Source organism: Salmonella sp. SAL4457 (genome assembly GCF_046548235.1).
In the GTDB taxonomy this organism is placed as follows: domain Bacteria; phylum Pseudomonadota; class Gammaproteobacteria; order Enterobacterales; family Enterobacteriaceae; genus Salmonella; species Salmonella enterica.
The window spans coordinates 1-248 of sequence record NZ_JBGDZO010001046.1; the positions used below are offsets into that span (position 1 = coordinate 1).

Genomic DNA, 248 nt, shown 5'->3' on the forward strand with positions numbered 1-248 from the left:
CCGTGTCGCCATCCACATCGAAGGCGAGGTCGATCCGCATACCGGCTGGATCCGCGACTTCGCGGAAATCAAGGCGATCTTCAAGCCGATCTCCGAGCAACTCGACCACAATTATCTGAACGATATTCCAGGCCTGGAAAACCCCACCAGCGAAAACCTCTGCCGCTGGATCTGGCAACAACTCAAGCCGCTGTTGCCGGAACTCTCCAAGGTCCGCGTCCACGAAACTTGCACCAGCGGTTGCGAAT

General features: G+C 57.3%; 1 protein-coding gene. It reads left to right on the top strand.

Translation table 11 applies throughout. The features are described from left to right. On the top strand, positions 1-248 hold a 248-nt coding region (locus ACLJNW_RS27375), incomplete at both ends, for a 6-pyruvoyl trahydropterin synthase family protein (RefSeq protein WP_410961699.1).